At 39.8% G+C, this 13,121-nt stretch carries 10 protein-coding genes; 4 read left to right on the forward strand and 6 right to left on the reverse strand.

Annotated features, from left to right (window positions below; translation table 11 throughout):
* Positions 1–6: 6 nt before the first annotated feature.
* Both LVD16_RS10890 and LVD16_RS10895 read right to left on the reverse strand, forming a co-directional pair.
* Complete coding sequence (locus LVD16_RS10890) at positions 7–312, reverse strand: NifU family protein (RefSeq protein ID WP_233773974.1); 306 nt, start codon at positions 310–312, stop codon at positions 7–9.
* Between the two features lie 8 nt (positions 313–320).
* The gene (locus LVD16_RS10895) at positions 321–1,415 is read right to left on the reverse strand and encodes an Mrp/NBP35 family ATP-binding protein (RefSeq protein ID WP_233773975.1); all 1,095 of its coding nucleotides are present in this window, start codon (positions 1,413–1,415) and stop codon (positions 321–323) included.
* Between the two features lie 159 nt (positions 1,416–1,574).
* Here LVD16_RS10895 and dnaG point away from each other — a divergent pair, with 159 nt between their 5' ends.
* From dnaG to surE, 4 genes are all read left to right on the forward strand, one after another.
* The gene (gene dnaG, locus LVD16_RS10900) at positions 1,575–3,500 is read left to right on the forward strand and encodes a DNA primase (protein ID WP_233773976.1); all 1,926 of its coding nucleotides are present in this window, start codon (positions 1,575–1,577) and stop codon (positions 3,498–3,500) included.
* A 110-nt stretch (positions 3,501–3,610) separates the two neighbouring features.
* Positions 3,611–4,840, forward strand: a complete 1,230-nt coding sequence (locus LVD16_RS10905) for a bifunctional 3,4-dihydroxy-2-butanone-4-phosphate synthase/GTP cyclohydrolase II (RefSeq protein ID WP_233773977.1) — start codon at positions 3,611–3,613, stop codon at positions 4,838–4,840.
* Between the two features lie 54 nt (positions 4,841–4,894).
* The gene (locus LVD16_RS10910) at positions 4,895–5,464 is read left to right on the forward strand and encodes a hypothetical protein (protein WP_233773978.1); all 570 of its coding nucleotides are present in this window, start codon (positions 4,895–4,897) and stop codon (positions 5,462–5,464) included.
* Positions 5,465–5,476: 12 nt separating this feature from the next.
* Positions 5,477–6,253: a 5'/3'-nucleotidase SurE gene (gene surE, locus LVD16_RS10915; protein WP_233773979.1), complete on the forward strand. Its 777-nt coding sequence runs from the start codon at positions 5,477–5,479 to the stop codon at positions 6,251–6,253.
* Between the two features lie 368 nt (positions 6,254–6,621).
* On the opposite strand, the gene LVD16_RS10920 is transcribed toward surE, so the two are convergent.
* The 4 genes from LVD16_RS10920 to priA form a co-directional block, all read right to left on the reverse strand.
* Complete coding sequence (locus LVD16_RS10920; protein ID WP_233773980.1) at positions 6,622–8,787, reverse strand: family 43 glycosylhydrolase; 2,166 nt, start codon at positions 8,785–8,787, stop codon at positions 6,622–6,624.
* Between the two features lie 269 nt (positions 8,788–9,056).
* A complete protein-coding gene (locus LVD16_RS10925; RefSeq protein WP_233773981.1) occupies positions 9,057–9,884 on the reverse strand; it encodes a DUF6048 family protein in 828 nt (275 codons plus the stop codon).
* Positions 9,856–10,512 carry a hypothetical protein gene (locus LVD16_RS10930; protein ID WP_233773982.1) on the reverse strand — a complete coding sequence of 219 codons (657 nt, stop codon included), beginning with the start codon at positions 10,510–10,512 and terminating at the stop codon, positions 9,856–9,858. The genes LVD16_RS10925 and LVD16_RS10930 overlap by 29 nt, the downstream gene beginning before the upstream one ends.
* Before the next feature lie 52 nt (positions 10,513–10,564).
* Positions 10,565–13,081, reverse strand: coding sequence for a replication restart helicase PriA (gene priA / locus LVD16_RS10935; protein ID WP_233773983.1), 2,517 nt, complete (start codon positions 13,079–13,081; stop codon positions 10,565–10,567).
* Between the last annotated feature and the right edge of the window lie 40 nt (positions 13,082–13,121).

Genomic DNA, 13,121 nt, shown 5'->3' on the forward strand with positions numbered 1-13,121 from the left:
AGAGATCTAAATCATGTTTCCTGGTAATTTTGCGTTGGGGTCATCAGGGTGTGTGATGTTCACCGCCTCTACAGATTTTACTTCAGGCACAGCCTTTCTTATGGCTTCTTCCACACCAGCTCTTAATGTCATGGTAGACATAGGGCAAGAGCCGCAAGCTCCTAATAGCTCTAGCTTTACTACCAGGTCTTCACTAACCTCTAATACTTTAACGTTTCCGCCGTCAGTCTTTAAATAAGGTCTTATGTTATCCAGAGCTAAATCTATTTTCTCTTTAATCTCATCCATTGAAAGTGAGTTAGCAGTTTCCATGCAGGTTATTAAACTTTAAATTCTACCTTTTTTGTTTCGTCTATTGTGGCATTTCTGATAGCTACATTTCTGGCTACAGCCTCAGCTAATTCATGAAATGCTTCTTTGGTTTTACCCTCTTTTAATACGGCAGGATAACCACTGTCTCCGCTTTCTCTGATACTTTGTACAATAGGTATCTGACCAAGTAAAGGAACATCGAACTTTTGCGATAAGTTCAGGCCACCACCTTCACCAAAAATATAATATTTACTGTCTGGTAGCTCCTCAGGTGTAAAATAAGCCATATTTTCAATGATACCTAATATAGGTACATTAATTTGTGGCTGCCTAAACATAGACATTCCCTTTCTGGCATCGGCAAGGGCCACTTTCTGAGGTGTAGTTACAATCACCGCTCCGGTTACAGGAACAGTTTGTACTAAAGTAAGGTGTATATCACTAGTGCCTGGAGGTAAATCTATGATCAAATAATCAAGTTCACCCCAGTCAGTATCTCCAATAAATTGTTTCAAGGCTGAGCTGGCCATAGGACCTCTCCAAACCACAGCGTTCTCAGCCGGAGCAAGGAAACCTATAGATATAAGTTTTACACCATATTGCTCTAATGGCACAATGATGTTTTTGCCATTCACCTGCTTTACAGATGGCTGCTCGTGCTCACAGTTAAACATAGTAGGCACGGAAGGACCGTAAATGTCTGCGTCGATAATACCTACTTTTGCTCCTTCCTGAGCTAAGGCAACTGCAAGGTTAGCTGCCACTGTAGATTTACCAACACCACCTTTTCCAGAAGAAACGGCTATAATATTCTTTACATTAGGTAATAAAGGAGCACTGTCTCTGGTAGTGGTAACATTAGATGTCATATTGATGTCTACCTGAAGATCTTTGCTAATCAAGTTATGAATAGCATCTTCGCAGCTTTTGCGAATCACTTCTTTAAGCGGACAAGCCGGTGTGGTTAACACTACTGTAAACTTTACAGCGTCACTAAAAACTTCTACGTCCTTAATCATATTCAGGGTAACCAAATCCTTCTTTAAGTCAGGATCATCTACCGTAGAAAGTGCTTTAAGTACGTCTGATTTGTCAAATTTCATATCTAACCTTTCCCTTCAGCAATCATATTAAATTTCAGCTTGCAATTTAGTCCATTAGTTTTGCTTTTTTGCAATTTGAAACAACATTTTACATTATACTACGGGTTGTAGAATTAGTTGTTTGCTAAAACTTATCTTTGTAGAAACTAGAGATTTAATTTGATATCACAAGCCACCATAGACGCAGTAAAAGACAGGGTAGACATTGAAGATGTTATATCTGATTTTGTGAGTTTGAAGCGTAAAGGTCAGAATCTTTGGGCCTGCTGTCCGTTTCATGGTGAGAAAACTCCATCCTTTTCAGTTTCTCCAGCAAAAGGAATATTCAAATGCTTCGGATGTGGTAAAGCCGGCGATGCCATTACTTTCGTAGAAGAGCACGACGGACTCCATTATCTTGAGGCCATCAGGTACCTGGCCAATAAATATGGGATTGAAGTAGAAGAAGAGGCTAAGACTGATGAGCAGATTCAGCATCAGAATGAAAGAGATAGTCTGTTTATAGTTCTTAATTATGCTAAAGACTACTTTCAGGAAACGCTTTTAAAACATGATGAAGGCCGGTCTATCGGGCTGAGCTACTTTAAGGAGCGTGGATTCAATGAAAAAATCATTGATGAGTTTGATCTTGGCTATAGTTTAGATCAGTGGGATGCTTTCACAAAATCGGCTCTGGCGAAGGCTTATAGTGAAGATATGCTGGAAAAAGCAGGTCTGCTGGTAAAAAAGGAAAATAAGAAATATGACCGTTTTAGAGGGCGGGTTATTTTTCCTATTCATAATATTTCAGGTAAGGTCATTGCGTTTGGTGCCAGAACATTAAAGAAAGACGCAAAGCCTAAGTATCTCAACTCTCCTGAAACAGAGGTTTATCATAAGAGTAAAATCCTTTATGGTATCTATCAGGCTAAGCAAGCCATCAGGCAGATGGATAATTGCTATCTGGTAGAAGGATATACCGATGTCATCTCACTGCACCAGTCTGATATAGCTAACGTTGTGGCCTCTTCAGGTACATCACTAACTGATGATCAGATCAAGCTTATTCATAGGTTTACAGAGAATATTACTGTTCTTTTTGATGGTGATACTGCAGGATTAAAAGCTGCACTTCGAGGTGTAGACATGATTCTGGAAGCCGGCATGAACGTGCGGGTGATTGTGTTCCCTGAAGGTGAAGATCCTGATAGTTACTCCAGAAAACTTGGTACTTCTGAGTTTAAAAAATACCTGGCTGAAAACACCAAAGACCTTATTGCCTTTAAGGCTGCCCTTTTTGCAAAGGATGCTGCTAATGATCCGCTGAAGAAGGCAGAATCTATCAAAGAGATAGTTGGCAGTATTGGTAAAATACCTGATCCTATTAAAAGGTCAGTTTATGTGAAAGAAACTTCTCGTCAGTTAGATATTGATGAGGGTACGCTTTTCTCTGAGCTCAATAAGATCTTAATAGGCGATCGTAAAAAGAAGGATAAGGGCAAAGGTAAACCAGAGCATCCCGATCTGCCAGACCTGCCCGCAGAGGTTGTAGAAGCTGAGAAGAAGGTTTCTGCCATTAACCCAAAAGACAGCCAGGCTGCTCAGGAACGCGAAAGTGTAAGGATACTCATTAATTATGGCTTTAATGAAATAGAGGAAGAGTATAGATTACATGATTATCTACTGGAGCAGCTGGAGGAGATAGACTTCATCACACCTATTTATAAAGAGATAGTAGATGAGTTTAAAAAAGAGCTGGCTGAAGGTAGAGTGCCTGATAGCCACTATTTTATCCAGAATGGCTCTTCAGAAATGAAAAGTGTGGTGGTAGACCTTATCAGTGAGCGCTATGATGTAAGCAATAACTGGAATGATAAGTATGAAATTTTCGTCCCAAAAGAAAATGACATTCTTGAAAATGTGGTGTTTACTAATGTGCTTAGATTGAAGTTTAGAGTAATTCAACAGCTCATTTTAGATAACCTTTCTAAAATGAAGGAAGCCAAAGATTTTGACGCGGAGGAACATCATTTTAAGATTCATGCTGAGCTTAAAAAATCAGAAATGGAGATAGCCAAAGTCCTTGGTATTGTGGTGACTCGATAAGTCTTATTCTTGACATTTTACGAACCCCTTTAATTTTAATTTTGTTGATCAATTGTTAACTTTTATAACAGGTGTAAAAAGCATAGTTTTGCTTAGAAACATAGCAATTGATGAGTCAGGAAAATATAAAGTTAAATAGCATAGAAGAAGCCGTTGAAGATATCAAAAACGGCAAAGTGATCATTGTAGTTGATGATGAGGACAGAGAGAACGAGGGAGACTTTGTTTGTGCGGCAGAATGTATCACACCGGAGATAGTCAATTTCATGGCCACCCACGGCAGGGGACTTATTTGTGTTCCCTTAGATGAAGAAAGATGTAATGATCTCGGCCTTGAGCTAATGGTAGGTAGAAATACCGCTGCCTTCGAAACTCCATTTACTGTTTCTGTCGATCTTATTGGGCACGGATGTACTACAGGTATTTCTGCTCATGACAGGTTCAAGACCATAAAAGCATTAATAGACCCTGAAACAGATCCTGAGGAGCTGGGTAAGCCTGGTCATATTTTCCCGTTAAGGGCAAAGCAAGGAGGGGTTCTTAGAAGGGCAGGACATACAGAAGCAGCCATTGACTTTGCTCGTCTGGCAGGTTTTAGACCTGGTGGTGTTTTAGTCGAGATCATGAATGAAGATGGTTCCATGGCGCGTTTACCTGACCTGGTAAAGGTAGCTGAAAGGTTCGATCTAAAACTTGTGTCTATCAAAGACCTGATAGAGTACAGGGTGAAGAAGGAGAGCCTGATTAAAAAAGAGGTAGACAACGTAAATATGCCTACCGATTATGGTGACTTTAAATTGGTGGCTTACCAGCAAACGAATACTGGTGACAATCATTTAGCATTAATAAAAGGTACCTGGGAACCTGATGAACCTGTTTTAGTAAGGGTGCATTCTTCATGCGTTACCGGAGATATCTTCGGCTCTTGCCGATGTGATTGCGGAGGTCAGCTTCATGCCGCCATGGAAATGGTAGAGAAAGAAGGCAAAGGAGTGGTTTTATATATGAATCAGGAAGGTCGTGGTATCGGCCTGGTAAATAAATTAAAAGCTTACAAGCTTCAGGAAGAAGGGTTAGATACAGTTGAAGCTAATTTAAAGCTTGGTTTTGAAATGGATAAGCGTGATTATGGTGTTGGTGCTCAGATTTTGAGAGACCTTAATATTCATAAAATCCGCCTTATCTCTAATAATCCTAAGAAAAGAGTTGGTTTAATAGGATATGGCCTGGAAATTGTGGAAAATGTAGGTATAGAAATAGCTCCAAATAAGCATAATCAGCAATATCTTCAAACCAAGAGAGATAAAATGGGGCACCAAATTTTAAAAAACATAAAATAATTAGTGAGACTAGTTTGCTTTCTTATCGTTCTTATTTCGGCGTGCAGCCAAACCTTGAATGCGCAGAACTTTCCTTCGGAAGTATGGCATGAGGGAAAGGTAGTATTAGCTGAGGGTGATACGCTAAGCGGACTAGTCAAATATAGCCTGGAAAATGACGTGGTGCAGCTCAGTGCTGATAATAAAACCATAAAAGCATTTACCGGACGCAAACTCCTTTATTTCGAAATCTTCGATAAAACAGTTGAGAGGTATCGCCAGTTTTATTCAATTCCCTATACTTTAAATGGCAATTACAGAGTGCCAATTCTGTTTGAGATGTTGCTGGCAGGAGATAAAATGACACTGCTGTGTAGAGAAGCGGTGGAATATCAAACACGCTCTTATCCATATTCAGTGGCCGGTACTTACTCCACCTATGTTTTAGTTTATACCTATTATTTCCTTGATAACGAAGGGAATATTCAAGAGTACAACGGAAAGAAAAAAGATCTACGGTATATCATGAAAGACAAGCAGTCTCAAATGAAAAAATACATTAAGGATAATAAAATCAATGCAGATAGGAGGGGAGATCTGGCTAAAACCGTTGTTTACTACAATTCACTTTTTGACAAAATATAAATACAATTTTTGATGAGCAAACCACTTATTCTGGTGTCAAATGACGATGGCATCACTTCTAAAGGTATACGTACTCTTGTAGAAATTATGAAAGAGCTGGGTGATGTTATCGTGGTAGCACCTGATAGCCCTCAGTCTGGAATGGGCCATGCCATTACAATAGGAAATACACTAAGATTAGAGGAGAACGATATTTTTGAAGATGTAAAGGCCTATGAATGTTCAGGAACTCCGGCCGACTGTGTGAAGCTGGCTAAGCACTTTGTGCTAAAAGACAGAAAGCCTGATCTGGTAGTGAGTGGAATAAATCATGGTAGCAATACTTCAATTAGCGTTTTATACAGCGGCACTATGTCTGCAGCTATAGAAGCAGCTATAGAAGGTATGCCAGCCATTGGCTTTTCCCTTTGTGATTATTCTGCTGATGCAGATTTTAGTCACGTTAGAGATTATGTAAAAAGTATTGCTGAAACGGTTTTAACTAAGGGTATGGCCAAAGGAATGGCCTTAAATGTAAACTTCCCAGCAAAGTCGAAAGGCGCGATCAAAGGAGTGAAGATATGCAGACAAGCCAGAGCTAAATGGCATGAGGAGTTTGATCAAAGACATGATCCTAATGGAAGAAGATATTTCTGGATGGCAGGGAAATTTGTAAATCATGACAAAGGTGAGGATAATGATGAATGGGCTATCGCCAATAACTATGTTTCTGTGGTGCCTTGCCTGTTTGATTTAACTGCGCACCATGCTATCAGCACCATGAATGATGAATGGGATATTACCGTTTAGAGCTACAAGAATTACTTGAGCTATGGGTGGTAAGTCATTAAAAATAAATTTTTTATAATTTTTTTTGATTACTGGGTTACTTATTGGATGGTGGTGATATATAGCTATACAAGAGATTAATTAATAAGGGGATCTCAACAGCTATTTTTTAAACTTATTTGATTTATTTTTTTACCTATATCCTTCGGGATGACACCAGCTGTTGAGATCCCTGATTTTTTTGAAAGAAGTTCAAGTTTATAGTTTAAAAGGTCGTGATTTTCACGGCCTTTTGTTTTTTATGCCTGCCAGGGTTATTCTAAGCTTTCTTTATTCATAGTATAAATAAGAGGCTGCACCATTGGTGGGTACAACCCCTTAGTAATTACTTATTGCTTCAATATTGATCCGGTAATAATACTTTCTTCTGAAATAACTTTATAAAAATACATGCCTTCAACTACTGATTGTCCAGAATCATTTTTTCCATTCCAGAGCACATGTGATGCTTCTTGATTTCTGGTTATAGTTTTGTTTACAATCACTTTTCCACTTATATCAGTGATTATTAACAGAATATCCTTGCTCGTACTAGATGCCACAGGAAAGTGGATCTCATTTTTAAATGGATTTGGATATGGTCTCTGTGCAGCGTCATTCATATCAATATTTTCTGCTGAAGCCGTTTTAGCTGCAATGGCATTTTGAGATTTCAGGATTAACTTCCATCGTTGTGCGGCATTATTGAGGTCGTTCCACATGAGCACATTTGTATTGTTGTCCTGACTGATATTTGCTACATCCAACCTTTTGCCAGGGGCGCATTCGGGTTCTATTTCATAATAGCCATTCCCCTGATCTATAAATCGAAAACGCTGAGCTGTATTTGAATAGCTTTCCCAGATATGCATGTTAGAGCCTGCCTGATCCTGCCCACCTGCTACATCGAGTCTTCTACCTGTAGCGCATTGAGGTATAATTTCATATAAGCCATTGCCAACACCTACTATTTGCCAGGCCTGGGCTATGTTATTATTGCGTTCATAAATCTGAACATTGGCACCATTAGTATTAGAGCCAGAGGCTACATCTAATCTTTTGCCTGGGGCACATTGAGGCTCTAATTCGTAGATGGCACCGCTGATGATTTCTGCTGATGATACAATCTGGAGCTTCCATCGCTGAGCATTGTTGCCGTTATCATTCCATTGTTGCACATTAGCGCCATCGGAACTGCTGTTGCCTGAGACATCCAGACATTGAGAGGTGTTTTTATGCACGAGCTTATAATAGCCATCGGCCATGGCTCTTAACATCCATCGCTGTGCATCATTTCCGTTGTCTGTGTATTGAATAACATTGGTGCCTGGCGTAGCACTATTGTTAACTACATCAAGGCATTGATCGGTGCCCTTATGCTTTAGTTTGTAATGTCCGTCAGCTTGCAGGGTGATGACCCACTGCTGAGCTGTGGTAGTGTTGCTGGTCCATTGATGCACATTTGCATTCGGTGATGGGCTGTTGCTGTCCACATCCAGGCATTGGTTAGTTCCTTTATGGATCAATTTGTATGTAGCTCCAGAGAATACATTTCCTGTAGAACATTCACCACCATAAGGAGCACGAGCCTGCACTCCTGAGTTAGTCATATCTACTTTTCTGATAGAGCCATCCGGATCAAAATACATTTTATCAATGTTGCAGCTTCTGAAGCCGTAGTTGCCATTGTCATATCTATGGTAAACCATATAATAATCGTCACAGCCGGGTATTTGAACTATAGAATGGTGCCCCGGTCCGGTAATCTGATCAGAGGAGGATAATATGGAACCGCGATAAGTCCAGGGGCCAGTGGGAGAGGAGGAGGTTGCATATTGCACATTGTACGAGGCGTTATACCAGGCGCCATTAGAATAGGTCATGTAGTAAATGCCATCTCTTTTTACGAGAAAAGGAGCTTCAGTATAATTTGGTGGAGTGATATCCATGGGGCCTGAGGCGAAGGAGATCATGTCTGGATTAAGTCTGCGGACCACCATTCTTGACCCATTGGAACCACCATAGTAAAGATAGGCCTGACCGTCGTCATCTATAAAGGCCATGGCGTCTATAATGTCTACCGTATAAGGATCAGACCCAATGAAGGGGTAACCAATATCTACGAAAGGACCGGTTGGACTATTGCTTATTGCACAGCCAATTTTAGTTTCGGCGGTGTAATACAAATAATATTTTCCATTTCTAGAGATCACAGACGGAGCCCATCCGTTCACATTGGCCCAGCTGCAATCTCTACCTACTGAAAATATAGCGCCTTCATCGACCCAGTTAGTAAGGTCATTGGAGGAGAAAGCATGGAAGTCTGTATTGCCTTGGGTTGCCGTAGGATAAATATAGTATTTGCCATTAAACATCCTTATTTCAGGGTCAGGATGATCTCCAGATAAAATGGGATTGCCACTCATTTGTGACCATGATAATTGAGAACATAGAAGAAGAGCCAGTGCTGTAATGCAAAGCTTTCTCCAGAGGGTTTTGAGGTTTAAATTTTTCACAGTTAGAAGCGTTTAATTAAACATAATTAAACCTAACTCTTCAGACAGAACAGGGCATAGCAGTGCAGCTAAGTCCGCTGCTCAGGCTTAGGGTTTCAGGTTGAATAATGAAATTAGATAAAATGAAGGGCATACCCAACCTGGGAATAACTGTAAAAATTACGTGAAATCGTTAAGCACTTAGCCAACAGTTAATTACAGGAGAAAACGTACTGAGTTTGTGAAAACTTTGTAGTATAAAATGTAGTTGAATGAACTGATGGACTTTTTTACAATTGCCACTTGATATAAACATTGATAGCCGGTTCCGTACTATCGAATGCTCTACCATAGCCTGGGATTGCAAAAGTTTCTACTGGGTCTGAATCACCTTCTACTGTGTCATGGTCAATTAAAATTCTTAAAGCGAATGTACCGCCAATGAGCCAGTGAGGGTTTTTTAGTTTCTTTTCCGTTCCGAAAACTACTTCGGCCCAGGTAGCAGATAAATCTTTGCGTTCAAATGATCGAGTGATATTTGGCCATAAGGGACTGCTAATTTCATAGCTACCATTTTCGTCATAAGTGGACATGGCATATCTTCCGCCGATATAGAACGTATTAGTGTTGTCTAAGGGGATGAGATAGTTAATTCCACCTTTGAAATACTGTCCTTTCACTGTGTATTCCCCATTTTCTATGGCACTACCTGGATGTAATTCAGCCTGGCCTGCATGAGCTACCAGTACCAGTTTGTTTTTCATTTGAAAGGCTACTCCAGCTTCATACTTGGTTTCAAAATCAGTAGGTATAGTTAGGAATTTACCATAGTCAATGAATATTTGAAAGGCCGTTTTGATGTTTACCTTAGGTTTTACTGCAAGAGAATCTGTAACGGTAGAATCAGAAATGGCCGTTTGATTGACAACTACCGTATCAGTCGGTGTAGTCTTTTTGACCATGGTAGAATCTGATATGACCTTTTCACTTGCAGGAATGGTATCATTCAAAACAGCCACAGAATCAATGCTCGAGGTCTTGGTGCTGTCAGATTGAGCTTGTGCACTTATCGCTGAGCAGCTAAGAATACTAAAAATAAATAATAGCCTTAAAATCATTGCTGGATAAGTTTGTAGAATCATCTTGTATTTTGGATAGGCTATCGTAGCCATCGAGGTTACTGTCGAATAGTAAATCAAAATCATAGGCCAGAACCTTTATTTTCCTATTCTCTTCGGCGGTAAGCCTTGAATATTTAGTTCTGATAGTGTAAACATCATTGTTCAAGTGGACGTAGAATTTGCTGCTATCAGCATTTGGATTAAGCCCCAATTTATAGCTCTTGGCAGAATCTGCGTAGGTCACCTCTGTACCTTCAAGGCTGGCTGCTACAATTTTAGAAATTAAAACATCTCCGGACTCAACAGTAGAAATGGTATCATTGAATAGTCCTTTCAATGTGTTCAAATCACTCTTGGTATTGTTAAGAGATTCTTTTTCTACACTATAATCAGTTTGATTTAACTCGTAAAGTGAGTCTAATACGGTTATGCTATCATTAATGGTGATTATTTTATCGTCAATGTTGTCAATGCTGTCATTGAGCGTTTGCAGTTTTCTTGCATTAATAAACTGCATAGTAAAATATGGAGCAGTATCCGTAAGATTAATTTCTTGTTCTTCACAACTTAAAAAGCCCAGAAAGCTTATAAGTATATAGATGAGAAGCCGGTCGTAATTTTTCATAAAACAGGGCAAAAATAAGAATTTCAGTTTAGTAAACAGGTAATTTCTTTTCTTAGTACGGATCTACATCAAAAATTATGCGCGATGATTTGAGGCCTTTTTCCTGTAGCACTTCATGAGCCATCTCCTGCATCACTGTTTTTGCTTTGCTTAGGTTTATTTTCGATCGCTCCAGCTTAACAGATAGCTCCATCAGGTACTCATTTCTTATTCTTGATATTAAGGGTTCTTCGGGGCCAAGTACTCTTTTAGCACCAAGCTGTTCTTTTAATAGATTACCGAGTTTGATGGCTGTAGTTTTAGCTGTTTGAGCATCTTTATTTTTAACTATTACATTAATAAGTCTGGTGAAAGGAGGGTATCCATGTAGCTGTCTCTCAGCTAGTTCCTGCTTATAAAATGAATTGTAATCATGCGTAACTATCTGAGTAAGAATAGTCTGCTCTATATTTCTTGATTGGATGATTACCTTACCTTTTTTATCCCTTCGGCCTGCTCTGCCGCTGACCTGAGTAGAAAGCTGAAAGGCTCTTTCAAAAGATCTGAAATCAGGAAAGTGAAGCATTCTGTCTATGTCGAAAATGCCTACCAAATTCACATTATCAAAGTCCAGCCCTTTACTAACCATTTGAGTGCCCACCAATATATCTACATAGCCATTTTCAAAGTCTGAGATTATATTATCATAGCTATTCTTCCTGCGCGTAGTGTCTAGGTCCATTCTTTGAATACGAGCATCAGGAAACAGAAGAGACAGTTCTTCTTCCAGCTTTTCTGTACCAAATCCCATGGTGTTCATGTTGGTAGACCCACAGGCTTCACAAGCATGAGGAACAGGCTCTTTATAACCACAATAATGGCAGCGCATCTCCGCTTTATACTGATGGTAGGTGAGACTTACAGCGCAGTTTTCACATTTTGGCACCCAGCCGCACTCATTGCACATCAGGTAAGGAGAATAGCCACGACGGTTTTGAAACACGATGACCTGCTCTTTTTGCTCCATCGCAAGTGTAATAGCTTCTACCAGTTCGGTAGAAAACTCACCTTTCAAAAGCTTTTTATTTCTCTGCCTTACCATATCAGCAACTTGAAAATCGGGTAAGGCACCACTACCAAATCGGGTGTTTAATTTTATGAGTCCATATTTTCCACTCTGAGCATGAAACTGTGACTCGATAGATGGAGTAGCTGATCCTAGCAATACCTTGGCGTGATGTTCCCGGGCGATAACAAAGGCCAGATCACGGGCATTGTAGCGAGGAGCTGGGTCATATTGTTTGTAGGAAGATTCATGCTCTTCGTCTATAATAATCAAGCCAAGATTATCGAAAGGAAGAAATACTGCCGATCTTACGCCAACCACAAACTGGTACTTGCCAGATAAAACACCTTTCCAAATCTCAACACGTTCATTATCAGAGAATTTGGAGTGATAAACACCCATCTTATCTCCGAATATTTTTCTTAGTCGGTTAACAATTTGAGTGGTTAGTGCAATTTCAGGTAACAAATATAACACCTGACTTTCACCCTCTAACGCATCCTGAATCAGACTGATATAAATTTCAGTTTTACCGCTACCTGTAATTCCATGTAGCAGAGAAATGTCTTTTTCCTGAAAGGAAGCCATAATTTCTTCCTTAGCTTGCTGTTGGATGTCGGTTAGTGTTACTTCTTTTAGCGATTGGTCATGGTTGTCGAATCGGCTGATGATTACTTCGAATTCCTCGAAAACGCCATTTTTAACCAATGTTCTTAATGAAGAGGTAGATAAATCACCTTCATTAAAAGAGGCCTTTGGTATTCCATCGCGGTTTCTTTCAGGATGGTTGAAGACCGGAATTTCTTGTAAATAGTGTAATAATATGGCTTCTTGCTTCGGCTTCTTCTCCAGGTTTTCAAAAAGAGATTCCAGTTCTTCCTTATTGTCAGCTAAAAACTGAGACATCCTTATACGGGTCTCTTTTTTAGGCTTGTACTTCTCTTTGACCTCTTCAAAAAGCAAAACAGCACCTTTGTATACTAACGATTTGATTAAGCTGTAAATGGTCTTTTGATTGACCAGCCGGCCTATTTCACTGTATGATAATACTTCATCATTTTGCAGCGCTTCAATTACTGTAGCTTCCTTGTCACTAAAGTCAATATCTGATTCGTAGTAGTCAAAATGGGGGTGCAGTTGCACTTTAGATTCACTGCTGAGCTTAAGACCTGAGGGCAACGCCATATTCAGCACTTCGCCTATGGTGCACATGTAATAATTGGCAATCCATTGGAAAAGAGATATTTGCAAAGGCTGGATTACAGGCTCTTCATCTAAGAGCTCTAATAAATATTTAGCCTCATACTTTTCTGGTGGTGTCTCATGAATCCTACCGATGACTCCGGTAAGTACTTTACGCTGGCCAAACTGTACAATAACGCGAGCGCCCACCACTATCTTATCGCTCAACTCATGCGGCACGCGGTAAGTGAACATTTTTGGTATGGGCACAGGTAGCACTACATCTACAAAAAATGTTTTTCTACCTTGGGTGCTATTATTTTGAAACTCCAGCTGGCTCATGGATAGCCAATGTTAACAACTAATTGACTTCAATACAATA

This window comes from Fulvivirga ligni (assembly GCF_021389935.1).
Taxonomy (GTDB): domain Bacteria; phylum Bacteroidota; class Bacteroidia; order Cytophagales; family Cyclobacteriaceae; genus Fulvivirga; species Fulvivirga ligni.